Annotated in this window: 22 protein-coding genes, 1 tRNA gene and 1 pseudogene; 12 read left to right on the plus strand and 12 right to left on the minus strand. The window is 68.2% G+C overall.

Annotated elements, in window-relative coordinates; translation table 11 throughout:
• Positions 1-67: 67 nt before the first annotated feature.
• Complete coding sequence (locus NS3_RS10615) at positions 68-1,288, plus strand: cytochrome P450 family protein (protein WP_067857500.1); 1,221 nt, start codon at positions 68-70, stop codon at positions 1,286-1,288.
• A gap of 138 nt (positions 1,289-1,426) precedes the next feature.
• Entirely contained in the window at positions 1,427-1,744 is a 318-nt protein-coding gene (locus NS3_RS10620) for a hypothetical protein (protein ID WP_157101270.1), read from the plus strand.
• A 361-nt stretch (positions 1,745-2,105) separates the two neighbouring features.
• Here the strand turns inward: NS3_RS10620 and NS3_RS30335 are convergent, their stop codons facing one another.
• The 3 genes from NS3_RS30335 to fabG form a co-directional block, all read right to left on the minus strand.
• The gene (locus NS3_RS30335; protein ID WP_281205325.1) at positions 2,106-2,240 is read right to left on the minus strand and encodes a hypothetical protein; all 135 of its coding nucleotides are present in this window, start codon (positions 2,238-2,240) and stop codon (positions 2,106-2,108) included.
• Positions 2,241-2,443: 203 nt separating this feature from the next.
• Positions 2,444-2,953 carry a large conductance mechanosensitive channel protein MscL gene (mscL, locus tag NS3_RS10625; protein WP_307609634.1) on the minus strand — a complete coding sequence of 170 codons (510 nt, stop codon included), beginning with the start codon at positions 2,951-2,953 and terminating at the stop codon, positions 2,444-2,446.
• A 121-nt stretch (positions 2,954-3,074) separates the two neighbouring features.
• The gene (gene fabG, locus NS3_RS10630) at positions 3,075-3,836 is read right to left on the minus strand and encodes a 3-oxoacyl-ACP reductase FabG (RefSeq protein ID WP_067857506.1); all 762 of its coding nucleotides are present in this window, start codon (positions 3,834-3,836) and stop codon (positions 3,075-3,077) included.
• Between the two features lie 265 nt (positions 3,837-4,101).
• On the opposite strand from fabG, the gene gad reads away from it, so the two are divergent.
• Complete coding sequence (gene gad, locus NS3_RS10635; protein WP_067857509.1) at positions 4,102-5,499, plus strand: glutamate decarboxylase; 1,398 nt, start codon at positions 4,102-4,104, stop codon at positions 5,497-5,499.
• Between the two features lies 1 nt (position 5,500).
• Here the strand turns inward: gad and NS3_RS10640 are convergent, their stop codons facing one another.
• Together NS3_RS10640 and NS3_RS10645 are read right to left on the minus strand one after the other, a co-directional pair.
• Positions 5,501-6,940, minus strand: a complete 1,440-nt coding sequence (locus tag NS3_RS10640; protein WP_067857512.1) for an amidohydrolase family protein — start codon at positions 6,938-6,940, stop codon at positions 5,501-5,503.
• 88 nt (positions 6,941-7,028) lie between these two features.
• Complete coding sequence (locus NS3_RS10645; RefSeq protein ID WP_067857515.1) at positions 7,029-8,345, minus strand: CoA transferase; 1,317 nt, start codon at positions 8,343-8,345, stop codon at positions 7,029-7,031.
• A 41-nt stretch (positions 8,346-8,386) separates the two neighbouring features.
• On the opposite strand from NS3_RS10645, the gene NS3_RS10650 reads away from it, so the two are divergent.
• Positions 8,387-9,478 (plus strand): enoyl-CoA hydratase/isomerase family protein, encoded by a 1,092-nt coding sequence (locus tag NS3_RS10650; protein ID WP_067857517.1) that lies wholly within the window; start codon positions 8,387-8,389, stop codon positions 9,476-9,478.
• A gap of 19 nt (positions 9,479-9,497) precedes the next feature.
• On the opposite strand, the gene NS3_RS10655 is transcribed toward NS3_RS10650, so the two are convergent.
• From NS3_RS10655 to NS3_RS10670, 4 genes are all read right to left on the minus strand, one after another.
• Positions 9,498-9,905: a MerR family transcriptional regulator gene (locus tag NS3_RS10655; protein ID WP_067857520.1), complete on the minus strand. Its 408-nt coding sequence runs from the start codon at positions 9,903-9,905 to the stop codon at positions 9,498-9,500.
• Between the two features lies 1 nt (position 9,906).
• Positions 9,907-11,424: a SulP family inorganic anion transporter gene (locus NS3_RS10660; protein WP_067857523.1), complete on the minus strand. Its 1,518-nt coding sequence runs from the start codon at positions 11,422-11,424 to the stop codon at positions 9,907-9,909.
• Between the two features lie 273 nt (positions 11,425-11,697).
• Entirely contained in the window at positions 11,698-12,201 is a 504-nt protein-coding gene (locus tag NS3_RS10665; protein ID WP_067857526.1) for an anthrone oxygenase family protein, read from the minus strand.
• Positions 12,202-12,308: 107 nt separating this feature from the next.
• Positions 12,309-12,743 (minus strand): MarR family winged helix-turn-helix transcriptional regulator, encoded by a 435-nt coding sequence (locus tag NS3_RS10670; protein WP_067857529.1) that lies wholly within the window; start codon positions 12,741-12,743, stop codon positions 12,309-12,311.
• 89 nt (positions 12,744-12,832) lie between these two features.
• Between NS3_RS10670 and NS3_RS10675 the strand changes: the two genes are divergently transcribed.
• Both NS3_RS10675 and NS3_RS10680 read left to right on the plus strand, forming a co-directional pair.
• A complete protein-coding gene (locus NS3_RS10675) occupies positions 12,833-13,243 on the plus strand; it encodes a nuclear transport factor 2 family protein (protein ID WP_067857531.1) in 411 nt (136 codons plus the stop codon).
• Positions 13,244-13,283: 40 nt separating this feature from the next.
• A complete protein-coding gene (locus NS3_RS10680; RefSeq protein ID WP_067857632.1) occupies positions 13,284-14,372 on the plus strand; it encodes an epoxide hydrolase family protein in 1,089 nt (362 codons plus the stop codon).
• An 18-nt stretch (positions 14,373-14,390) separates the two neighbouring features.
• Here NS3_RS10680 and NS3_RS10685 read toward each other — a convergent pair whose 3' ends face one another.
• Complete coding sequence (locus NS3_RS10685) at positions 14,391-14,675, minus strand: hypothetical protein (protein WP_067857534.1); 285 nt, start codon at positions 14,673-14,675, stop codon at positions 14,391-14,393.
• Positions 14,676-14,760: 85 nt separating this feature from the next.
• Between NS3_RS10685 and NS3_RS10690 the strand changes: the two genes are divergently transcribed.
• The gene (locus NS3_RS10690) at positions 14,761-15,387 is read left to right on the plus strand and encodes a methyltransferase domain-containing protein (RefSeq protein ID WP_067857537.1); all 627 of its coding nucleotides are present in this window, start codon (positions 14,761-14,763) and stop codon (positions 15,385-15,387) included.
• A gap of 81 nt (positions 15,388-15,468) precedes the next feature.
• Here the strand turns inward: NS3_RS10690 and NS3_RS10695 are convergent, their stop codons facing one another.
• Entirely contained in the window at positions 15,469-16,239 is a 771-nt protein-coding gene (locus NS3_RS10695) for an SDR family NAD(P)-dependent oxidoreductase (protein ID WP_067857540.1), read from the minus strand.
• Between the two features lie 144 nt (positions 16,240-16,383).
• Between NS3_RS10695 and NS3_RS10700 the strand changes: the two genes are divergently transcribed.
• The 5 genes from NS3_RS10700 to NS3_RS10720 all read left to right on the plus strand — a co-directional run bounded on the left by NS3_RS10700 (position 16,384) and on the right by NS3_RS10720 (position 20,410).
• Positions 16,384-17,646, plus strand: coding sequence for an MFS transporter (locus NS3_RS10700; protein WP_067857543.1), 1,263 nt, complete (start codon positions 16,384-16,386; stop codon positions 17,644-17,646).
• The gene (locus NS3_RS10705) at positions 17,643-18,032 is read left to right on the plus strand and encodes an ArsR/SmtB family transcription factor (RefSeq protein WP_084495314.1); all 390 of its coding nucleotides are present in this window, start codon (positions 17,643-17,645) and stop codon (positions 18,030-18,032) included. Before NS3_RS10700 ends, NS3_RS10705 begins: the two co-directional genes overlap by 4 nt.
• A 156-nt stretch (positions 18,033-18,188) precedes the next feature.
• Positions 18,189-19,109 (plus strand): universal stress protein, encoded by a 921-nt coding sequence (locus NS3_RS10710; RefSeq protein WP_067857549.1) that lies wholly within the window; start codon positions 18,189-18,191, stop codon positions 19,107-19,109.
• A gap of 120 nt (positions 19,110-19,229) precedes the next feature.
• The gene (locus NS3_RS10715; RefSeq protein WP_067857552.1) at positions 19,230-20,225 is read left to right on the plus strand and encodes an Acg family FMN-binding oxidoreductase; all 996 of its coding nucleotides are present in this window, start codon (positions 19,230-19,232) and stop codon (positions 20,223-20,225) included.
• A gap of 101 nt (positions 20,226-20,326) precedes the next feature.
• Positions 20,327-20,410, plus strand: a tRNA-Leu gene (locus tag NS3_RS10720).
• A 742-nt stretch (positions 20,411-21,152) separates the two neighbouring features.
• Here NS3_RS10720 and NS3_RS30030 read toward each other — a convergent pair.
• Positions 21,153-22,343, minus strand: a pseudogene (locus NS3_RS30030) (recombinase family protein); the annotation flags it as partial.
• Between the last annotated feature and the right edge of the window lie 381 nt (positions 22,344-22,724).

Genomic DNA, 22,724 nt, shown 5'->3' on the forward strand with positions numbered 1-22,724 from the left:
GGTCCGAGTCGGCCGGCCCCAGGCTTGCCGCCCGCGAACCCGTCCGCCCCTTGCCTTTTGGAGAACAATGTCCGCACCGCCGACCACTCCCCATCGAGTCGACGGGCAACGCGTCAGCCTGTACTCGGCGGAATTCACCGCCGACCCGCATCGGATGTATCGGCAGATGCGCGAGCGGTTCGGTTCGCTCGTCCCGGTCGATGTCGCGCCCGGGGTGCCGGCGACGCTGGTGATCGGGTATCGCACGGCATTGAGCATTCTCAACGATCCCGAGCGCTTCCCTGCCGATCCGCGGGGGTGGGAGGCGACTGTCCCCGCCGATTGCCCGGTGCTGCCGGTGTTTCGGTGGCGACCGAACGCCTCGCGCAACTCCGGCTATGCGCACGAGCGGTTGCGGAAGGCCACCACGGCCGCGGTGGAGAGCGTCGACATGCATGCGGCTCAGGCTCTCGTCGAACAGACCGCGCTGCCGCTGATCAACGGCTTCTGCGAGGCGGGGTCTGCGGATCTCGGGGCCCAGTACGTCGCTCCGCTCGTCTACACGGTGGTGAACCAGCTGGTGGGGTGTCCGCCGTGGATCAGCGCGAAGGCTGCCGCTGCCACGGCGTCGGTGTTCGAGGGTGCGGGCCTGGATGAGGCCAGTCGCGCGTTCGAGCGGGCGCTCGCCGAGCTGGTCGACTACAAGCGCGCCCATCCCGGTGCGGATATCACCACGTCGCTGCTGCGGCACCACGTCCAGCTCGACGACGAGGAGATTCTGCACCAGGTCCTGCTGTTCTACGGGGTGGGCATCGATCCCGTTCAGGCGTTGATCGTCAGCGCGTTGCGGCTGCTGCTCACCGACGACCGGTTCGGTGACGGGATCGTCGGCGGCGCGATGTCGACGCGGGACGCGATCGACCGGGTGCTTTTCGACGATCCGCCGCTGCCGAACCCCTCCATCGTGTATCCGAGACAGCCGATCCTGATGGAGGGGATCTGGTTGCCCGCGCATCAACCGGTGATGATCAGTCTCGCCGGCTGCAATGACGATCCGGAGATCGCGGGCGAGGACCACTTCGGTAGTCGCGCGCACCTGGCCTGGGGCGCCGGTCCGCACACGTGCCCGGCCAGATCGCTGGGCTACGTGATAGCCCAGGGCGCGATCGATCAACTGCTCGACGTCCTGCCCGATGTGCGGCTGGCTGTTCCAGCCGAGGAACTGCAGTGGCGCCCTGGGCCGTTGCATCGCACGCTGGCGGCGCTTCCGGTCGTCTTTCCGCCCGCGCCGCCACTGCCGATGTCGTGAGCCCGCGACTCCGGTAAACGCGCGGTCCGACCTCGGCCAGGAGAGTTCAGCGACCGATTCGACCTCGTCATCACTAGTGCAGCCGTGCGCATCATCGCTAGTATGTGAATGACAATTCTTCTACAGAGGAGCGCAATGATGCGTACCGAACTTCGTCTCGCCGCCGCCTCGGTCGCGGCGGCATCTCTCGTCGCGGCCGCAGCAGGCGCCACGGCAGCCCCGATCGACTCCGCCATCGCGCCGGGCCCGCTCGCGAGCATCGCCGAGGGAACCGGCTCGTCGGCGATCGATTCGGGCACAGCAGGTGCGCAGACGGGCTCGTACTATCTCCAGCAAGGCAACGTCATCGGGCTTCTTGCCCTTCTGGTCAATCTGCCTTTCGCCATTGTGTTCGGTGACGTGTGTGAGTGGACCTCAGGCTCCGCCCTGGACCCGTGCGGCCGGTCGGGCTACTAAGTTACCTGCCGTTCTCGTTCGAGAGCAGATCGCCCGCTGCGGCCGCGAGCGTTTCGTGGCCGCAGCGGAGTCCGCGCGATCCGGTACCGCGCCACGATCGGCGAGCCGCCCCGTCGTCCCCGATCCCTTGCCGACCGGTATTTCGAGAAACAGCACGAATTCATATCGCACGCCGTGGGCGTATGCGCATTCGTATCGCACGCAGCGAGATAATTTAGTATTGATTGCGTTGCGACAATTGTCGGACGACTGGTCTGTCACTCCCCTGGGTGAAAATTGACATTTCGGTCCTCGGGCGGGTGCCCCACGAATTTCCGGGCGAGGATACTCACGGCTGACTACCGATTTCAACCAGCGACGATCAGAGGATGATCGCGATCAGCGCCGCCAGCGCGCTCCAGGCCAGCACTGCGGCTGTGGAGCCGAGGCTGATGACTGCACTCAGCATGACATTTCCCTCTCGGGTGGATTTTTCCAGTTCTACTGGTGAATACATCTTCAGGAAACGACGAAGCTCCCGGCTATCATCGATTTGTTATCGACGAAGCTCCGCACAAGCGGCCGGCAAAGCTATCGCCCGGTGGGACTCTCTCCCTTCGGAGACGTCCGCAATTGCACATTAGCACTTCACCCGAAGATCGTGAGGACCGATTCTCGATCCGGCGGAACAAATATCTGCCGGAGAGGTTCTGCCGGTAGTCAGTACCGGCTGGGGATCTTGTCGTCGCCACGACCGTCGGCAGGCGTGCCGGTGGCGGGGCTGCTGGTCTCGAGTTCGCGCTCGACACGCTGGTTGGCGGCGTGCTCGGCCTCGATGGCCTCGTCCCGCTGAGCGAGCAGGTCGCGGATCTCGATGAGCAGTTCGACCTGGGTGGGCTCGGCGGCCTTCTTGGTGCCGAACCGGTTGGTCAGGTGCCGCATGGGCGTGATCAGCACGAAGTACAGAACCGCCGCCACGATCACGAAGTTCAGGATCGCGGTGATGATCGGGCCGACCTCGACGAAGGTGGCGGCCTTGCCGGGCACGATGTGGAAACCCAGGCCCAGCTCGTCGGGGCCGCCGGCGACGGCGAGCAACGGGGTGATGACACCCTTCGTCACCGCGGTCACCACGGTGGTGAACGCCGTGCCGATCACGACTGCCACCGCGAGATCGATGACGTTCCCGCGCATCAGGAATTCCTTGAACCCCTGCAGACTCTTCAACAACTCGGATCTCTCCCAACCTGACGTAGTGCCGAACGGGCTCCGGCGCGAGGGATGCTCCCTCATCGCGCGGAGACCGGCAACCCGATCTCCGCGTCGATGCGCCGTCCGCACGTGCGCTGCGTCAGGCCCGCGGCCCGCCCGCGACGTAGAGGACCTGGCCGGAGACGAATCCGGCTTCCTCGCGGAAGAAGTACGACACCGCCGCGGCGATGTCCTCGGGCTGACCGACCCGCTGCACCGGAATCTCCTTGGCCGCGGCGGCTTTGAGGTCCTCGAAGTCCATGCCGATGCGGGCGGCGGTGGCGGCGGTCATCTCGGTGTCGATGAAGCCGGGCGCGATCGCGTTCACGGTCACGCCGAAGCGGCCGAGCTCGATCGCCAGCGTCTTGGTGAAGCCCTGCAGGCCGGCCTTGGCGGCGGAGTAATTCGCCTGGCCGCGGTTGCCCAGCGCCGACACGCTCGACAGGTTCACGATCCGGCCCCAGCCGGCGTCGGCCATGTGCTTCTGGGTGGCGCGGCTCATCAGGAACGAGCCGCGCAGGTGGACGTTCATGACCGCGTCCCACTCCCCCACGCTCATCTTGAACAGCAGGTTGTCACGGGTGATGCCGGCGTTGTTGACCAGCGCGACCGGCGCGCCGAGTTCCTGGACGATCCGGTCCACGGCCGCGGCGACCGACTCCTCGTCGGAGACGTCGGCGCCGATCGCGACCGCTCGGCCGCCCGCGTTCTCGATCCGGTCGACGACCGGCGCGCAGGCCTGCTCGTCGAGATCCAGCACCGCGACCGCGAAACCGTCCGAGGCCAGCCGGGTGGCGACGGCGGCGCCGATACCGCGGGCGGCGCCGGTGACGACGGCGACCTTGGGGGTGTTCTCGCTCATGGGATGCGTCCTTTCACAGAGAGTCGTGCGCACCATCATCGCCATACGCTGTCCGGCGACGACGCACAGGGGTTTCGCCGGCGGGCAACACGCCAGTTCGCCGCCGGTTCTCCGGTGACCGGCCGGGGTACTGTCACCGGCGACGAGTCAGTGGTGCAGAGCGTGCCCGGCTCCCGGTGGACCGGAAGCCGTCGGGCGATAGCCGCAGCCCGGCACGGTCGACGCGCCCCGTCGCACGGGCCGGTAGCCGAGACCAGGAGTCGCCATGCCGTTGTCGCACCCTTCCTTCCCGCAGGACCAGAGCCACAACGAGGTATCGGTCAACCCGATCTTCTCCCGCGAACCGGTCTCCGTGCCGCGCAATCGACTCCCCGAGGGCGAGCTGGACAACGAGATCGCCTACCAGGTGGTCCACGACGAACTGATGCTCGACGGCAATGCCCGGCTGAATCTGGCCACCTTCGTCACGACGTGGATGGAACCGACCGCGCGGATGCTCATGGCCGAATGCGCCGACAAGAACATGATCGACAAGGACGAGTATCCGCGCACCGCCGACCTCGAGCAGCGCTGCGTCCACATGCTCGCCGACCTGTGGAACGCGCCCGACCCGGACCATGCCCCCGGCTGTTCGACCACCGGTTCGAGCGAAGCATGCATGCTCGCGGGCCTGGCCATGAAGCGCCGCTGGCAGCACAGCCGACGAGCGGCCGGGCTCCCGACCGACCGCCCGAATCTGGTGATGGGCGCGAACGTGCAGGTGTGCTGGGAGAAATTCGCCGCCTACTGGGATGTCGAGGCACGCCTGGTGCCGATGGAAGGCGACCGCTACCACCTGACCGCGCAAGCGGCCCTGCCGCACTGCGACGAGAACACCATCGGCGTCGTGGCCGTGCTCGGCTCGACCTTCGACGGCAGCTACGAACCGGTCGCCGACATCTGCGCCGCCCTCGACGGCCTCGAGGAACGGGAAGGCTGGAACATTCCCGTCCACGTCGACGGCGCTTCCGGTGCGATGATCGCGCCCTTCTGCGACCCGGATCTGATCTGGGACTTCCACCTCCCCCGCGTCGCCTCGATCAACACCTCCGGCCACAAATACGGTCTGGTCTACCCCGGTGTCGGTTGGGTGGTGTGGCGCGACACCGCCGCGTTGCCCGACGACCTCGTCTTCCGCGTCAACTACCTCGGCGGCGAAATGCCCACCTTCGCCCTGAACTTCTCCCGCCCCGGCGCCCAGGTCGTCGCCCAGTACTACAACTTCCTGCGCTTGGGCCGCAGCGGCTACACCCGCATCCAGCAGTACTGCCGCGACGTCGCCACCGGCCTCGCCGAACGCATCGGCGAGATGGGCCCGTTCCGTCTGCTGACCGACGGCAGCGAACTGCCCGTCTTCGCCTTCACCCTCGCCGACGGCGAAACCGGCTATTCGGTGTTCGACGTCTCGGCGGCCCTGCGCGAACAAGGCTGGCTCGTACCGGCGTACACGTTTCCCGAGAATCGCGAGGATCTGGCCGCGCTGCGCATCGTGGTGCGCAACGGGTTCAGCCACGACATGGCCGGGCTGCTGCTCGAGGCGCTCGAGCGCGTCATGCCTCGGCTGCGTGCTCAGGAACGCCCGCAGCACGGGGTCGAATCGGCCACCTTCGCGCACGGGACGTAGTTCATCGTCGGAAACGGATTGTTCCGCGAATCATGGTGCAGCGCACCGGATCGGACTCCGGCGCGGCAGCCTCCGCGAGCGGCCGGTCGAGCAGTACCAGATCAGCAGGGGCACCGACCCGGATCGTGCGCGGACGACCGCCCGGCGCGTCGAGTGCGGTGAGATAGGCGTCCAGGGCTTCGGTGGCGGTGAGTCGTTCCTTCGCACCGAGGATTTCTCCCGTCGGCGCTCGCCGGGTGGTGGCCGCTTCGATGACCGACCACGGGTTCAGCGGGCCGTACGGGGCGTCGCTCGACAGCGCTACCGGGATGCCTGCGCTGAGTAGTGAGCGGCAGCGGTACAGGTCGCTGAGGTCTTCGGGGGCGACGCGGTGGAGATAGTCGTCACCGCGATGGGCGAGAAAGCCCGGTTGGGTGACGATGGCGAGTCCGTGTCGGCGCAGGTCCTGGAACGACTCGGCCGGGATGAGCGCACCGTGTTCGATCCGATCACCCCGCCGGCTGCCGACCTCGTCGAAGACGGCGAGGAGAACGAGAAGCGCCTCCCGGCTGACGCAATGGACCGCCACCGGCCGGTGGTGGGTGTGTGCTCGGCGGACTGTGGCGGCGAGTGCCTCGAAATCGAGGGGGTCGGAGTCGGCGATCACGATTTTGTAGGGGCCGGTGGTCACCGTGTTCGGGAAGGGGATGCCACCGGGGTGCAAGCTCGGCTCGGCGGGGCCGTCCGAAGGGACGCCCAGTAGGTGCAGGCGTTGCGGGAGGGAGCCGGAGAGGTGGGCGTCCAGGAGTGCGGACAATGAATCCGGCGGGAGCTCCGGCGTCGCGTCCGTGATACCGGTGATTCCGAAGCGGGCCAGATCCGCGCCGACTCTCACCAGAGAAGGCGGTTCGCTGGTCGGAAGGCGCTCACGCAGCCAGGCATCTGCGCGCCACACTCGCCCGGTGGGGGAACCCGAATCGTCGCGTTCGACGCCCGGATGATCGGCTGTCTCGAGCCGAATCGCCTCGCAGGCCGTCGAATTGAGGATCCACAGCGCGCCGCTGCGGTGCTGCATCCGGACCGGCCGGCGTGCGTGCAGGCTGTCGAGGTCGGCCGCATCGAGCAGACCTGCGACGGTTTCGACGTAGCCGACGCCTCTGATCCAGCCCTCACCCGGCGCGCGGGCGAGCGCGGCTGCCAGTTCGTCGCTCGTGTGCACGTGCGGTGGGCCGCAACGCACCGAGTCGGCATCGGCGGCGAGGGCGTGCAGGTGCAGATGGTGGTCGTGCAGCCCGGGGAGCAGGGGTCCGCCTCGACCCTCGATCACCTCGGCGGCTCCGGCCTCCAGCCCGAAACCGATGGCCGTTATCCGATCGCCGGTTACCGCGACATCGATACGGCTGTCGGACAATTCGACATCGCTGCCGGGTAGTGCGACATCGCGGAACAGATGTGTCGTCATAGGGTGGCCGGCCTCACCAGGGATGGCAGCGCTGCGAGATCGCGGCGCGCGCGGCCGCCCGGCGCTTCCGATGCCGTGGCAATCGTGATCATCGGACTATGCCCAGTTCGGACAGCAATGCGGCGGTGTCTCGGCCGGGCTCGGCGACCGGGCCGCGTGCTGGGCGGCGTTGCGGTCCGCTGATCTCCACGGCACCCGTCGAGGACTCGACCATCCAGCAGTCACCTTCCCGATAGGATTGTGGCGCAGCACCTTCCGTGACGTCCAGGGTGGTGGCGACGACATCGGTCATGGAGATGTCCCACAGCTTGCCCCCTCCTCCTCGCGGCACCGACATCGCGAGCGCGGCGGCGGTCAGGCCGGTCAGCGGATCGGCGATCGCGTCACCGACGAACATCGGGCCGTCGGCGTCGAAGGCCACGAGCCCGGCGGCAGCGGCGACATCGTCACCGAAACCCACCCGGTTCGATGCCCGGCCACCGGCGGTGATCGACAGCCAGGTCGCGCCCTCGGCGACGAATCGCGCTGCGTCCAGACCGAATCCGCGCAGCGCTCGGGGGCGTGAGGCTTCGATGACGATATCGGCCGCACCGACCAGAGCGGCCAGTGCGGCCCGGTCACCGGGGGCCGTCGGATCGAGCTGCACCGCCTCGTGGCCGCCGTGCAGCAGTCCATAGAAATCGGTATTGCCGCGACGAGCGCCGTCCGGGCGCGACGGGGTCTCGACCTTGACGATCCGCGCACCCGCGAGCCCGAGCAGGTGCGCGCACAGCGGGCCTGCCCACAAGGCGCTGAAATCGACCACCAGCAGTCCGGCGACGGGGCGCGGTTCGAGCGACGCCGAGACGCCGGCCTGCCAGGCTGTCGCGACCGAGCGCGGATTCGGCGGCGTTCGCTGCACAGCTCCCCCCGGAGCGCCGAGCCGATCCGGGGCCGCCGGCTCACGGTCCGGGCCGACCGGCCAGGCGGCGACACCGAGCAGCTCGGCGCGCTCGGCCAATTCGGCCCCGGAATGTTCGGCCAGCCAGGACGACACCGCGGGCCAGGGATCGCCGTCGACGAGATCAGCGCAAGCCAACGCCGCGAGGAGCAACGGGTCGTCGGACCTGGCGCAGGAAACCGCCGCCCACCCGTCGGCGGTACGCAACAACCGGCACGCTCCCCCGGCCGATACCGATCCCGCGCGGCGGAAGCCGGTGAACGCGGCGCGTTCGCAGAGCAGTCGAGCGCCGTCCACGCGCACCGCGCCGCCGGTGACTTCCGCGATCCACGCGCTGTGGGCCCGCGCCAGGGAAGCCGCTCGTCCCGGCGGGACGACGGGGGCACCGGCGGCGCGACCGGTGAGGGCGACGATCCCGCTCTCCGCCCAATCCCGCACCGGATCGCAGCTTCCGGGGGTCCACATCGGGCCGATGTTACCTTTGGCGCAGGAGGTCGGACCGCGCCATGGACAGTCCCGCACGAACTATCACCGCTGCTCAGCTCGTCGATGGCGTAGCACACTTCGCCTCGCCCGGAGTCGGCGCGACCACAGCCGACCCGGTTCTGATCGTGGACCTCGACGGGGCGGACGAGACCCTTGCCGCCGTCGCGGCCTCCCGCGTCGCCACCCTCGACCAGCTCGTGATCGGCCGGAGTTCGCAGCCGATCCCGCCTTCGCTCGGGCCGCTCGTAGCCGAGCTGGACCTGACCTACGCGCCCTCGGCGCACGCATGCGCTGCGCCCGAGACAACGGTGGATCGGGCCATCGTCAGCGTGACCGATGTCGACGCCGCGCTGATCGAGTTCGTGAAAGCGGCGGCCCTGAACCCGCAGGCGGCTCTGATCGCGGGCCAGGTCCTGCGGATATCGGAGACGTTGCCGATCCCCCGAGCCATCGACGTCGAGTCGCTGGCCTACTCCACCCTGCAGGGCGGCACGGAGTTCCGTCGCTGGCTGGAAGCACGCCGCACCCTCGGCCGACCACTGCCGCCTCCTCCCGCCGCCGACCCGGTGCTGCTCGAACGCGACGACCGGACTCTGCGCATCACCCTCAACCGGCCCGAACGCCGCAACGCCTACGGCACCGCCGTGCGCGACGCCCTGGTCGAGGCACTCCAGGTCGCGCTGGTCGACGACACCGTCGCCAAAGTGGTGCTCTCCGGTGCGGGCCCGTGCTTCTGCGCGGGTGGCGACCTCGACGAGTTCGGGCACGCCCCGGACCACGCGACGGCTCATTTCATCCGGACCAGAGGCGGGGCGGCCCGCGCGATGGCGCGGCTGGCACACCGCATGCGGGTCGATCTGCACGGCCAGTGCGTCGGCGCGGGCATCGAGATCCCCGCGTTCGCCCACCGCGTCGTCGCCATGCCCGACACCGTGTTCCGGCTTCCCGAGGTGAGCATGGGCCTGATCCCCGGCGCGGGCGGCACGGTCAGCGTCCCCCGCCGCATCGGCCGCTGGCGCGCGCTGCACTTGTTCGTCACCGGCGCCGCGCTGGACGCGTCTCGCGCGCTCGACTGGGGGCTCGTGGACGAGGTGACCACTTCCCAGCCGTGAACGGCCGGGAGCAGTCCGATCACGCCGAGGGCAGCGAGGTGCGGGTGGTGAGCAAAACGGTGAACTCCTCCGCATAGGCGAGCTGGCGCCGCAGTCGTTCGGCGCTGTCGTCGGCCTTGTTCCGATACGCCAGCAGATCCGCCTGCGCCGCCGCACGGGCAACCGCGTCGGCGGTGGGGTCGTCGAGCATGGCGAGGGCGTCGAGCAGGTGCTTCATCTCCGCGAGGGTGAACCCGAGTGGCTTCATGCGGCGGATCACCAGCAGCCGGTCTATGTCGGCCTCGGTGTAGAGGCGGAACCCGCCGCTCGACCGCGCCGACGGTTGCACCAGGCCGATCTCGTCGTAGTGGCGGATCGTTTTCAGCGACAACTCGGTGCGTTCGGCTACCTGCCCGATCTGAAAGTAGCCGCTGGTCTCGGCGCCCATGTCAGTGGGCGCCGGCCAGGTGCCCGGACAGCCGCTCGTGGCGGGCCTCCGAGGCCGGGTTGAGGCCGATGATCTCCACCGTTTTGCCCTTGGCTGCGTATTTGGTGGTGATGGCGTCCAGCGTCGCCACGGTGGAGGCGTCCCAGATGTGTGCATCCGACATGTCGATGACGATATTGGCCGGATCGCCGAGGTAGTCGAACTGGTAGATCAGGTCGTTGCTGGAGGCGAAGAACAACTCTCCGCGCACCTTGTACACCCGGGTGCCGACCTGGCCGTCGTGGTCGGTATCGGCCTCGGCGACCTTGTCGACCTCGGTGAAGTGGGCGACCCGGTGCGCGAAAGCGACCATCGCGGTGAGCACACCGGCGATGACGCCGTAGGCGAGGTTGTGGGTCGCGACGGTGACCGCGACCGTCACCAGCATGACGGTGGTTTCGGCGATCGGCATGCGCCGCAACGTCTTCGGTGCGATGGAGTGCCAATCCATGGTGCCCACCGACACCATGATCATGACCGCCACCAGCGCCGCCATCGGGATCCGGGCGACCAGCCCGCCCATGCCGACGACCAGGATCAGCAGGAACACACCGGCCAGGAACGTGGAGATGCGGGTGCGGGCACCGGAGGTCTTCACATTGATCATGGTCTGGCCGATCATCGCGCAGCCACCCATGCCGCCGAAGAACCCGGTGACGATGTTGGCCACACCCTGACCCCAGCCCTCGCGGGTCTTGTCGGAACGGGTGTCGGTGATGTCGTCGACCAGCTTGGCGGTCATCAGCGACTCCAACAGCCCGACCAAGGCCATCGCCAAAGCGTAGGGGGCGATGATCTGCAGCGTTTCCAGGCTCAGCGGCACGTCCGGCATCAGCAGCGACGGCAGGCTCGACGGCAACTCGCCCTGGTCGCCGACATTCGGCACGTTCAGCGCCAACACCACGGTGACCACGGTCAAGGCGACGATCGCCACCAGCGGCGCCGGGACCGCGGTGGTCAGCTTCGGCAGCAATACCATCACCGCGAGCCCGACGGCGACCATCGGATACACCAGCCACGGCACCCCCAGCAGGTGCGGAACCTGCGCGAGGAAGATCAGGATCGCCAGGGCGTTGACGAACCCGACCATCACACTGCGCGGAATGAACCGCATCAGCTCGGCCACCCCGACCACACTGAGCACGATCTGCAGCACTCCGGCCAGGATCACCGCCGCGATCAGGTAGTCCAAGCCATGGTCTTTCACCAACGGCGCGATGACCAGCGCGATCGCACCTGTCGCCGCGGAGATCATCGCCCGCCTACCGCCGACGATCGCGATGGTCACCGCCATGGTGAACGAGGCGAACAACCCCACCCGCGGATCGACACCGGCGATGATCGAGAACGAGATCGCTTCCGGAATCAACGCCAGCGCCACGACCAGACCGGCCAACACCTCGGTGCGCAACCGTTTCGGGCTGCGCAGCGCGGCCCGCACCGAACCCTCATCGGCCGGTCGATGTGTCGTCGACACCATCGGCACTCCATTTCCATGCATCACGCGCACGCGGGCGCACCCCGGCGGACGCGAAACCGCTCGCCGGGGAGGTAGTCATCGGGACCGCGAGTGGATGCCCCCCGAAACGGGTGGACAGTGATCGCGTCGGCCACACTGCCGGACGCGCATCGACATCGGCTACCACTCAGCGAGCCGAACTCTACCCTCACGGGAGGGTAGAGTCGTATGCCGGAACGAGGAACCGTGTCCCGTATCTCACCTACGCCACATAGGCCATCACCTCGGACAGGCTCAGCGCGTCCGGCCCCACTGCACCAGCGCCCACGCCAGGCAGCCGAATGCGACCGAGCTGGCGACCACGCGGACGATGTTCCAGGACACCCAGCGAGCCTCGTCGAACGCCCTCCGCACCGCCGCCGGGTCCGCCATGTCCGCGGGCGCCCCGGCGGCCTTCAACGCGTCGTTGAGCGGCAGGTGCACCGCGACGGTGATCACGACCGCGATCAGATACAGCACCGCCGCGGCTGCCGCCCACATCAGGACCGACCGATCGCCGTCCTTCAAGTGCAGCAGAGCGGCCGCCGCCGACAGGATCAGGGCGCCCATGAAGGTGGCCAGGAACAGCGGATTGACGATGGCACGGTCGATCGCCTGGAAGGAGCCGATGAAGGTGCGGTCGTCGGTGGTCCGCAGGCCGGGCATGATCGCCACCGCGTAGATCCCGAAGACACCGGCCATGAGTCCGGTGGCGACGGTTGCCGCCATCAGTGCGGCCACGCGGATTCCATCGAGCATGTGAGTTCCCCAAGTCCGAGTCACCATGCGCCTCGACCGAGGCGCGTCCCTACCGATCGGTAGGCGGGACACCGGTTACCGTACCGGCTCCGGACCCGCGCTCGTCGCTATTGGTGATGAGCGAGGAGCTGAGACAGCAAGCGGGTCAATGTTTCTCGGTCGCCGGTCCCCAGCGGTGCGAGCAGTTCGTCCTGCACCTTGTCGAGCGTTCGGTCCAGCCGACGCAGCTGCCCCGCACCGGCCTCGGTGAGGGTGACGACATTGCGGCGGCGATCGCCGGGATCCGGTGAGCGCTCGACGTACCCCTGCTCGGCGAGTTGATTGATCGCCGCGACCACGTCACTGCGGTCGATATTGCCCCGGCGACCGATCTCCACCTGGCTGGCCGGGCCGAATTCGTCCAGCGTGGCCAGGATTCGGTAGTGGTATCCGCGGGCCCCCGCCTCGGCGAAGCCCTCGGATGCCAGCCGGTGCGCGTGCACCGCCAGCTGGGTGAGCAGCCAGCTCGGCTTGGCGGTCAGTCGTTCGGGCGTCTCCTCCATGACAGCGACCCTACATTGTTGGTGCAGCCAACTAATTCGGGTATGATTGGTCGAACCAACATTGGCTCTACCAACAAAGGGGACGCGCGTTGCCCACAGACACCCCGATGGCCGACCGCCTCGCGATCGCCGACCTGTTCACCCGATTCGCCCTCATGCTCGACACGCGGCGATACGACGATGCCGACGCCGTCTTCACCGACGATGTGGAGATCCACGGCCCGCGAGGCGACCTCGGCGGCTTCGACACGGTTGTCGAATTCCTGCGCCGAGCCCAGGTCGAGGGGGAACACACCCAGCACCTGACCACCGACCTGATGGTGGACCTCGACGGCGACCGAGCGACCGCATCGGCCAACTCGCTCGTCTACTTCTATCGCGACGGCAGTCCGCCCCATCGGATCAGCGGTCTGCGGTTGACCTGCACCGTAGTGCGCACGCCTGTCGGCTGGCGGCTCCGTGAGTCCCGGACCGCGCTGCTGTGGATGCGTGAGCACTGACCCCCGGCAGGCGCCGGAAACACCACCTGGAGTGCAGATCATGATCGAACCGTTCCGCATCGACATCCCCCAGGCCGACCTCGACGACCTGAACGACCGTTTGACCCGTACCCGCTGGCCCAACGAGGTCGCCGACGCGGGCTGGGACTACGGCTTCCCGCTGGGCCGGTTGCGGGAGCTGGCCGAATACTGGCGCACCGGATACGACTGGCGCGCGCACGAAGCCGAGTTGAACGAACTCCCCCACTACACCACCGAAATCGACGGCCAGAACATCCATTTCGTCCATGTCCGGTCGTCGAAGCCGGACGCGCTCGCGCTGATCCTCACTCACGGCTGGCCGGGTTCGTTCCTGGAGTTCCTCGACGTGATCGAGCCGCTGTCACCTGACTTCCACCTGGTGATTCCCTCCATCCCGGGGTATGGCTTCTCCGGACCGACCCACGAACGCGGCTGGGACATCGTCCGGATCGCGCGCGCGTGGGCCGAGCTGATGCGCCGGCTCGGGTATGCGCACTACGGCGCCCAGGGTGGGGACTTCGGCTCGGGCATCTCCACAGCACTGGGCTCGGTGGCGCCCGAACAGGTGGTCGGCGTGCACGTCAATTACCTGCCGACCCGACCGGACCCGGAAGCCGGCGTCGAACTGTCCGCGACCGACGTCGCACGACTGGACAAAGTCGAGCAGATGATGGCGAACCGTCCGCCGTACCAGGCGCTGCAGGCCGCCACGCCGCAGACCATCGGCTACGCGCTGACGGATTCACCGGTCGGCCAATTGGCTTGGATCGCCGAGCGTTTCGCGCAGTGGACGGATCCACGCACGCCGGTGAGCGACGAGCGGATGCTCACCGACATCTCGCTGTACTGGCTCACCGCCACCGCCGCGTCCTCGGCGCGACTGCACCACGACGCACCCCGACGGACGCAACCGTGCCCGGTACCGCTGGGCGTGGCGGTGTTCGCGCACGACATCACCCAATCGGTGCGGCCGCTGGCCGAGCGGCTCTACGACATCAGGCACTGGTCGGAGTTCGAGCGCGGCGGGCACTTCGCCGCGTTGGAGGTGCCGGACCTGCTCGCCGGAGACATCCGGGCGTTCTTCCTCGACAGCCTCGCCGCGGTCTGACAGCTCCGGGCTCGCCGATCAGCGGTGTCGCTCGGCTATCCGCACGGCCCAGTCGTAGCAGGCGGGCAGGTCGCCGAGTTCGGCTCGAACCTCCGGCGCGACGAGTGGGCCGCAGGCGGCGAGAAGGAGGTCGTGCAGCCCCATAGCGACCCACTCCCAGGCCATGGCGACGAAGTTGTAGTGGAACATGAGCGCGCCGACGCGCTCACGGATGCCGACGACCTCTTCCCTGGAGATTCCGGCCGTGTGCAGGGGCGCCCGTTCGGCCTCTCCGTATTCCTCTGCGGGAGCGAGCACCGTCATCGTCGCCTGCGGGTGGTGGGGATTCGACCGCAACGGCGATCGGGCAGGATCGAGGGACAGACCACTCGACGGAGAGGAATCGACGATGAGCCAGGGTGAGCGAGTCCCGAGCAAATGGGAGGAGATCGTCGCCGAGGATCCGACCCATTCCGATCGCTACATCCAGCGGTTCCGCGATCTGGCGGCCGAAGGTCACGATCTCGTCGGGGAAGCACGGCTGATCGACGCGATGCTGCCGCGTGGCGCACGGGTACTCGACGCGGGGTGCGGGCCGGGCCGGGTCGGCGGTCATCTGCACGAGGTGGGGCACGTGGTGGTCGGCGTCGATGTGGACCCGGTGCTGATCGCGGCCGCCGAAGCCGATCACCCCGGTCCGACCTGGCTGGTCGGCGATCTCGCCCAGCTCGACCTGCCCGGCCGGGGGATCCAGGCCGACTTCGACGCGATCGTCTGCGCGGGCAATGTCGTCACCTTCGTCGCCCCGCAGACGCGTGGCGCGGTGCTGGCCGGATTCGCGCGCCACCTCGCCCCGGACGGGCGCGCGGTCGTCGGGTTCGGCGCGGGGCGCGACTACGCCTTCACCGATTTCCGCACCGACGCCAAGGCCAACGGCTTGAAGGTCGACGTGCTGCTGTCGACCTGGGACCTGCGCCCGTTCACCGAGGACTCCGACTTCCTGGTGGCGATCATGTCCCGAGCGGACGCGAAGTAGCCGGCCCATGTCGCCGGCCGACGTGCCGCGCCGGATGAACAGCGCGCCGAACGTCGCGGCCGGGGCGGCGTAACGGAAGGGTCAGCGGGCGACGGTGCCGCCGTCGACGAGCACGGTCTGGCCGGTGATGAAACTGCCCGCGTCCGAGCACAACAGCAGCGCGGTGCCGACCATCTCGTCGGGTTCGGCGATCCGGCGCAACAGCGGAGCCTGGGCCATCGCCTCGATGAACTCCGGCGGGTTCTTGCGCACCATGTCGGTGTTCACCGCGCCGGGCGCCATGGCGTTGACGCGGATGCCGTCGGCGGCGAATTCGGCCGCCATGGATCGGGTGAACGAGAGCAACGCGGCCTTGCCCGCCGCATACATCGACAGTGCGCCGGCGAACTGCAGCGCGGCGACCGAGCCGAGATTGAGTACCGCCGCGTGCTTGCTGGCCCGCAGGTGCGGCAAGGCGGCCTGGACCAGGAACAGCGGTCCGTTGACATTGACGGCGAAGGACTTCTCGACCGCCTCGGGCTGCATCGTCGCCAGCGGCTGCGCCAACGCGTTGGCGGCGTTGTTGACGATGATGTCGATGCCGCCGAAGCGCTCCACGGTGGCGTCGACGAGACCGCGCAGGGCGTCGATCTCACCGAGGTGGGTCGGCACGCCGAGCGCTTCGGCGCCCAGCTCACGCAGCCGTGTCGCGGCCTTCTCACAGGCTTCCGGCTTGCGGCTGGCGACGACGACATTCGCACCCGCGCAGGCCAGTCCCTCGGCGATGGCCAGGCCGATGCCCCTGGTCCCGCCGGTGACGATCGCGGTCCGGCCGCTCAGGTCGAACAGTTTCCGGAAGGAGTCCTTGTCCACGCCGACAACCTCTCGATCTCGCGGGCGACGCCGCCCGACTGGAACCAGTTCTACCGTGCGCGGGGAAGGTAGGCGTATCGGGGTGATCACGCGGCCGTCGATCAAACATTGCGTGCGCACGTGCGCACGTGTAGAAAATATGGCGTGGATCGAGGTAGCGGTGCGGGAGATGTCCGGGATGTGCTCGGTCATCCGGTGTTCAGGCGGTTGTTCGGGGCGCAGGTGGTCGCGCTGGTGGGAACCGGGCTACTGACCGTCGCGCTCGGGCTGCTCGCCTACGACCTGGCCGGGAGCGCGGCCGCCGCGGTACTCGGCACGGCGCTGGCGATCAAGATGGTGGCCTATGTCGGGATCGCGCCGGTGGTCGCGGCCGTCACCGACCGGCTGCCCCGGCGCACGGTTCTCGTCACCGCGGATGTCGTGCGGGCGGGTGTCGCGTTGCTGCTGCCCGCGGTGTCACAGGTCTGGCAGATCTACGTGCTGATCTTCCTCCTACAAGCCGCCTCGGCGACGTTCACGCCCGCGTTCCAATCGGTCATCCCCTCGGTGCTGCCCGACGAGCGGGACTACACGCGGGCGCTGTCGCTGTCACGGCTGGCCTACGACCTGGAGGCGCTGTTCTCCCCGATGCTGGCCGCGCTGCTGCTGACGGTGATCGGCTATCACTGGCTGTTCCTCGGCACCGTGGCGGGATTCGTCTTCTCCGCGCTGCTGGTGGTGCGGACCGCCTTGCCCCGCCGCGCTGCCGTCGACCGGTCCACACCGCTGGTCGACCGGATCCTGGCAGGAGCCCGGGTGATGCTGGCGCGGCCCGTTCTGCGCGGTTTGCTCGCCATGAACATGGTCGTGGCGGCGGGGACGGCGCTGGTCGTGGTCGGCACGGTCGTCTTCGTGCGCGATGTCCTCGGCGGATCCGACACCGGCGTGGCGATCGCATTGGCCTGCTACGGCGCGGGTTCGATGGTCGTCGCGCTGACCGTGCCGCGCGTGCTCACCCTCGTCACGGACCGGACATTGATGCTCACCGGCTGCGCGCTGGTGTCGGCGGCGCTGGTCGTGACAGCCCTGTGGCTCACGGCGGGCCTCGGTCCGACGACGGGCTGGACGGCGCTCGGCCTGTGCTGGGTGGCGCTGGGCATGGGCACCTCGGCGGTCAATACTCCTTCCGCTCGCCTGCTGCGTTCGGAATGCGCCGAGCCGGAACTACCCGCCGTCTTCACCGCGCAGTTCTCGTTGTCGCACGCCTGTTTCCTGCTCACCTACCCCCTCGCCGGATGGCTCGGCGCACACGCCGGACCTGGCATCGCGGCGGCCTCGTCGGCCCTGATCGCTACACTCGCAGCTATTGCCGCCGCGCGAACCACGCCGGCGGGCCGGCCCCTGGAAGCAGTGCCGGTGATGCGATGAGAGTGGTGAGGGCGATGGCCGAGCACGTGGCGAGCCGACAATCCGAGCCCGAAGCCAGCCTCAAGCACCCGGTCTCCCCCGACCCCAGCCGCCTCGACGCCGCCACCGGCATCTTCCAGATGCTCGCCGACCCCACCCGCCTGCACCTGCTCTGGCTGCTCACCCACGGCGAAGCCGATGTCACCGCGCTCGTCGATGCCTGCGGCGCCTCCCGCACCGCGGTCAGCCAGCATCTGGCGAAGCTGCGGTTCACCGGACTGGTCGACACCCGCCGCGAAGGCCGCCGGGTGATCTACCGGCTGCGTGGCGGGCACGTCACCCGCTTGGTCGAAGAGGGACTCAACCACGCCGACCACATCGTCACCGGCGAGCCCCCGCACCACTGATTCCTCCTCCGGTGCGGATCGAGGCCCAAAGCCCTTGCGGTCCGGGACCCTAGCCCGTTTCGCGCGCGATGCCGGGATCGCAGAATCGTCGCAGACCCGATCGCGGTGGCGGTGCGGGCAGGTAACCCGGTCCCGCAGCATCGAAAGGGCATCCCGATGTCTGTTCCGCACGCCCCCGATCCGCACCGGAGCCGATCAGCCGCCGTCGTCGTGGGAGTCGACGGCTCCGTGGGCAGCGAGCGCGCGGTGCGCTGGGCGGCGTCGGTGGCCGTGCGACGCGGGCGACGACTGGTGCTCGTGCACGCGCTCGACATCGACCCCTCGCACGATGCCCTGACCGATCCCGATGCGCTCGCCATCCGCTCGGTCCGCGATCGCGGCGTCGAACGACTGCTGAGCGCCGCCGCGATCGCTCGTCGCGTGGAGCCCGACGTCGTCATCGACACCGCACTGCTCGACGGAGGCGCGGCTCCCGCGCTGATCGGCTACTCTCCGACCGCCCACCTGCTCGTGCTCGGCGCGACCGGGACCGGCGGCGCCACCACTCATCTCGGCTCGATCCTGCTCGCGGTCACCGGTCATGCCGAAGGGGCGGTCGTCGTCGTCCGCGACTCCGAGTTCAGCCGCCGCGACGACGGCACCGGCCCGGTGGTCGTGGGCATCGACGCCGATCATCGGGGCGGCCTCGCGAGCTACCGCGCCGTCGAGGCGGCATTCGCCGAGGCGAGCGAGCGCGGCTGTCCATTGATCGCCGTGCACGCGTGGAGCGATCTGCCCTTCGGCGAACTGGACGAGGCGGTCGAGGACGAGACACCACCCGAGACCGAGGCCGCCGCGCTGGCGCTGCTGGGCGAAGGGCTGGCGCCGTGGCGCGAGAAGTACCCGGAAGTCACCGTCGAGCAGCACGTCTACCGATGCGGTGCGCGTCATCACCTCCTGATGTGGTCGAAGACAGCGCAACTGCTCGTCGTCGGGGCACGCGGTCGTGGTGGATTTCCTGGTCTGCCGCTGGGCTCCACCGCCAACGCCATGATCCAACGGGCACATTGCCCGGTTCTCGTAGCGCACGACCACTGAGAGCGACGTCCGCAAGAGTCGTCGGCCACTCGATCGCCCGCCTCTCCCGTGGCACGCCCTGCCCCATCCGGTGGCCGATCACCCCTGTTCAGAAGGGCGTTCGGGGACCACACTGGTCCTATGACCGACCACCGCGCCGAACTCACGGTCCCCGACCAGCCGACTGTGTTCGCCGTCATGGCCCGCGCCTCGCGAGCACCGTCGATCCACAACACCCAGCCGTGGCGGTGGGAGTTCGACGGAGGCGAGCTACGCCTGTTCCGCGACGACGAACGCCGCCTCACCGCCACCGACCCGAACGGCAGGCAACTGATGATCAGTTGCGGAGCGATGCTGCATCACGCTCGCACCGCCTTCGCCGCCGCGGGCTGGCACACCGACGTCGACCGCTTCCCGCCCTCGGCCCACCCCGAACAGCTCGCCACCCTCACCTTCCGCCCCTGGCCCGACCCGCCTCCCGGCGTGCGGGCCCGCGCCCAGGCGATCGAACAACGCCGGACCGACCGCCTCCCCTTGCACACCCCCGGCGATCTGGTGACCCTCGTGCGCACCGCCCGCAAACTCGCCGACCCGCACGACGTCACCCTCGCCGTCCTCGACGAGACCGCCCCGGAGCGCCTGGCCTCCGCCGCGGAACACTCGACGGCCTTACGCCACTACGACATGCCCTACCAAGCCGAACTCCGCTGGTGGACCGGCCACGATCAGACGCCGTACGGCGTCCCCGCGCACGCCCTGGCCTCGGAGGAGGAATCGTCGCGTGTCCCGGCCGGTCGCGTCTTTCCCCCCGCCGGCGAGTCCAGCCGCCGCGCCGATCTCCAGGACGAGGCCGCACTGCTGGTGCTGAGTACCCCGGGCGACACCCCGTACTCGTGGCTGCACACAGGCGAGGCGATGTCGGCGATCCTGCTCGAATGCGCTGCCGCGGGGCTGTCCACCTGTCCCCTCACCCACATCACCGAAGCCCCGACGACGCGTCAGGTCGTCGCGAATCTGGCCGGGCGTGAAGGCATTCCGCAAGTGGTGATCCGCGTCGGCGTCGCCCCCGATGCCGAGCACCACGAACCGACCCCACGACGAACCCCCGCCGAATTCCTCACCATGACCCACCCCTGACCGATCGCCCACCGGGGCCGCGATTTGGTATTTCGCCAGGCCCGACGTCTATGATCTTGATGCACCGGCCCTGGTGGGCCACACAACTGAACACAGCACGAGTCCGGGTGGCGGAATGGCAGACGCGCTAGCTTGAGGTGCTAGTGCCCGTATAGGGCGTGGGGGTTCAAGTCCCCCTCCGGACACAGACACTACGCACACGGGTGGTTGTGGAGCAGTTTCTGCCACGACCATCCGTTTTTTGTGGTCGTAGGTGAGCTTCAGGCCGAGTTGCCGGTAGACCTCGAGTTTGTCGGTGGGGTCAGCTGCCTTCAGTATGTGAACTAGGCCGCCCAGGGACTTCACAAGCTGGTGGATCTCCTCCCGGGTCAGGGGGCGAATTCCACGTTGCTCGGCTTCCAGCGTGGCGAGCTGTGCCGCTGTGGCCTGGCGTTCGCGTTGAACTTGTTGGGTCCAGCCCGCCACAAGGGCCGGGTCGGTGCCTGCTTCGAGCGCTGCTCGGTACCGGGAAAGTTTGCGGTCGTGTTCGGCAAGTGTTCGTCGTGCACTCTCGATGGCGGGTGTGTTGTCGGTCTGCGCGTCCTCGAGCATGGTCAGCGAATGCTCGATCCGGTCAGGATGAAAGATATCGGCCAACCATGAATCGATCGGACCGCTGAGCTGGTCTTCGCGCAGGTAGACGGTGGTCGGGTGGTCGATCTTGTTGGCGAGGGCGTACTCGGAGGGATACCGGCAGCGGTAGTGCGGCAGCCCGTGGTTCCAGTTTCCTTGCATGCGGCGTCCGCAGGCGTCGTGGAACAGCAGCCCCTTGAAGGCGTATGGGTGCTGGCGGCGGGTCGTGGTCCTGCCCGTCGATTGCGGGCCTCGGGCGGCGAGCCGTAGTTGTGTCTGCTCGAAGGCGTCCTTACCGATGAGGGCGCTATGGGCAGGTTGGTCGGAGTAGACCCACTCGTTCTTCGGGTTCCACGCCAGGCGGGTGTGATGGCCCAAGGCGACGTCATCGACGTCGATGAGGGACTCCTGCTTGCGCTGTTTGTTCCATACCTCGTAGCCGGTGTAGCGCGGATTGCCCAGGATCGCGCGCACCGCGCTCTTGGACCACGCAGCGCCGGAGCGATGGCTGTTACGCCTGCGATCGTAGGCCGACGGGCACAAGATGTTGTCAGCGGTAAGTCGTTGCGCGATAGCGAAAATCCCTATGCCGGACAGATACTCGCTGAAGATCCGTTGCACCACCGGCGCGGTGACAGGGTCGGGTTCAAGGGTATGCAGTCGTTTACCGTCGGCGGCTTTGCCCGGATTGGGATGTGGCCCGGCGTCGGCGAGGCGGTATCCGTAGGGTGGTCGGCCGCCGAGGTAGCGGCCCTCGACTTGCGCTTGGGCGGCCATGGCGGCGCGGACGCGGATCTTGATGCGGTTGCGTTCGCCTTTGGACATGCCGCCGAACACCGACATGATCAGGTCGTGTGCTTCGGAGTCCGGGTCGATCGGACCGCCGACCTCCGGCACCCACAGCTGCACGCCGTAGTGAACGAAGACCGGAAACGTCAGCCCGAACTGGTTGCCGTAGAACGCGCGTTGCGGTTCGCCGATCACGACCGCGTCGAACCCTCGCTCGGGTTCTTTGAGTAGCTCGAGCAGCCGCCCGGCTGCGGGGCGGCGCTTCCACGGGATCGACCGGGACTGCCCGATGTCGAAGAACTCGACGACGATCTGCCCGTGCTGACCGACCAGGGCGTTCGCTCGCCCGAGCTGCCAGTTGCGAGATGCTTCCGGATCTTGCTGGTCTTCGGTGGAGACCCGCCCGGCGAAAGCGAACCTGATCATTGCTGCGATTCCTCCTGCTGGGTGAGAAAGACATCGGCGTTCGGTGGTGACCTGGCCGGACTGCCTCCTCCTCCTCGGGAGTTGAGATGGAGGGAGTCGGCCGTGGTGTTGATGCTGGACTCGGTCGGGGACTATCGACGGTCTCGCCACGAGTCTCGCGGACGTGTCGGAGAATGATCTCCAGCAACACTTTAGCGGCCATGGCGTTGAGCTGAGGCGGGTCCTCTGGAACGACGACAGTGACATCGTTCGTGCGGCTTCTGGCAGCCTGATCATGCGCGTTGCTGCCATCAGGGCACACGGCGCACGTCCTGGGCTACGCTGGCCGACTGGTAGCTGACCGATGACGACCGGTACCTCGTTCTGTACCAATCACGAGCCGCGCGCGTTCGGGCGTGGCTATCCCTCCGCCAAGAACGGCAGACCGGTGTGCTGGTGCGAGTAGAGGTGAACGATGAGCGCGCCGCCGCGGGAGACAAACGCCAAGGACGGGCTCTGGCGCCGAGATGGCCAGTAGAGGGCTCACCGTGGAGATCGAAAGGCATGGCTCCTCCAGGCCTGCCGATTCTCCCGCCTTCCATGAAAGCCGAAACACGGCGATTTCGCCACCACCTGTAGCCAAGGGTCCGTCAGAGCGCCGACAGATGCGCGCTCGAGCTCCATGCTCTGTTA

The organism is Nocardia shimofusensis NBRC 100134 (assembly GCF_001613125.1).
Lineage (GTDB): Bacteria > Actinomycetota > Actinomycetes > Mycobacteriales > Mycobacteriaceae > Nocardia > Nocardia shimofusensis.

Bases quoted from the DNA above. Each gene is read 5' to 3' on its own strand.
- NS3_RS10615 (WP_067857500.1), top strand. From the start codon at position 68: ATGTCCGCACCGCCGACCACTCCCCATCGAGTCGACGGGCAACGCGTC.
- NS3_RS10620 (WP_157101270.1), top strand. From the start codon at position 1,427: ATGCGTACCGAACTTCGTCTCGCCGCCGCCTCGGTCGCGGCGGCATCT.
- NS3_RS30335 (WP_281205325.1), bottom strand. From the start codon at position 2,240: ATGTATTCACCAGTAGAACTGGAAAAATCCACCCGAGAGGGAAATGTC.
- fabG (WP_067857506.1), bottom strand. From the start codon at position 3,836: ATGAGCGAGAACACCCCCAAGGTCGCCGTCGTCACCGGCGCCGCCCGC.
- gad (WP_067857509.1), top strand. From the start codon at position 4,102: ATGCCGTTGTCGCACCCTTCCTTCCCGCAGGACCAGAGCCACAACGAG.
- NS3_RS10640 (WP_067857512.1), bottom strand. From the start codon at position 6,940: ATGACGACACATCTGTTCCGCGATGTCGCACTACCCGGCAGCGATGTC.
- NS3_RS10645 (WP_067857515.1), bottom strand. From the start codon at position 8,345: ATGTGGACCCCCGGAAGCTGCGATCCGGTGCGGGATTGGGCGGAGAGC.
- NS3_RS10650 (WP_067857517.1), top strand. From the start codon at position 8,387: ATGGACAGTCCCGCACGAACTATCACCGCTGCTCAGCTCGTCGATGGC.
- NS3_RS10655 (WP_067857520.1), bottom strand. From the start codon at position 9,905: ATGGGCGCCGAGACCAGCGGCTACTTTCAGATCGGGCAGGTAGCCGAA.
- NS3_RS10660 (WP_067857523.1), bottom strand. From the start codon at position 11,424: ATGGTGTCGACGACACATCGACCGGCCGATGAGGGTTCGGTGCGGGCC.
- NS3_RS10665 (WP_067857526.1), bottom strand. From the start codon at position 12,201: ATGCTCGATGGAATCCGCGTGGCCGCACTGATGGCGGCAACCGTCGCC.
- NS3_RS10670 (WP_067857529.1), bottom strand. From the start codon at position 12,743: ATGGAGGAGACGCCCGAACGACTGACCGCCAAGCCGAGCTGGCTGCTC.
- NS3_RS10680 (WP_067857632.1), top strand. From the start codon at position 13,284: ATGATCGAACCGTTCCGCATCGACATCCCCCAGGCCGACCTCGACGAC.
- NS3_RS10685 (WP_067857534.1), bottom strand. From the start codon at position 14,675: ATGACGGTGCTCGCTCCCGCAGAGGAATACGGAGAGGCCGAACGGGCG.
- NS3_RS10690 (WP_067857537.1), top strand. From the start codon at position 14,761: ATGAGCCAGGGTGAGCGAGTCCCGAGCAAATGGGAGGAGATCGTCGCC.
- NS3_RS10705 (WP_084495314.1), top strand. From the start codon at position 17,643: ATGAGAGTGGTGAGGGCGATGGCCGAGCACGTGGCGAGCCGACAATCC.
- NS3_RS10710 (WP_067857549.1), top strand. From the start codon at position 18,189: ATGTCTGTTCCGCACGCCCCCGATCCGCACCGGAGCCGATCAGCCGCC.
- NS3_RS10715 (WP_067857552.1), top strand. From the start codon at position 19,230: ATGACCGACCACCGCGCCGAACTCACGGTCCCCGACCAGCCGACTGTG.